The organism is Bradyrhizobium sp. Kon10 (assembly GCF_055807395.1).
Genome location: NZ_JBVVOZ010000166.1, coordinates 1 through 324, shown reverse-complemented (window position 1 = coordinate 324; position 324 = coordinate 1). Strand labels below are relative to the sequence as shown.

Genomic DNA, 324 nt, shown 5'->3' with positions numbered 1-324 from the left:
GGAATGCGCAGCTCGACCGCACCGGCGCGGGTCTCCCAGGTCCGGTCGCGGTAGCCGTTGCGCTGGGCCAGACGCTCGGGGTTCTTCTCGCCATAGGCCGCCCCGGTCTGGCCTTCCACTTCCAGCTCCATCAGCCTTTGGGCCGCAAAGCCGATCATCTCGCGCAAGAGATCGGCGTCAGGGGTCTTCTCCACGAGCGTGCGCAGGTTCATCATGTCGGCGGTCATCGGTGGTTCCTCTGGTTGCGTTGGCGTATCGCAACCCGATCCTACCGGAGAACTGCCGGTGACCACCGCAAAGCCGCCCGCCCGCTACGGCGCTATT

Annotated in this window: 1 protein-coding gene; it reads right to left on the bottom strand. The window is 66.0% G+C overall.

Annotation, left to right across the window (positions count from 1 at the left end; all coding sequences use genetic code 11):
• Nucleotides 1-227 (bottom strand): transposase (locus AC0L2O_RS36555; RefSeq protein WP_473373172.1); only part of this gene is annotated, 227 nt, incomplete at its 3' end.
• Between the last annotated feature and the right edge of the window lie 97 nt (nucleotides 228-324).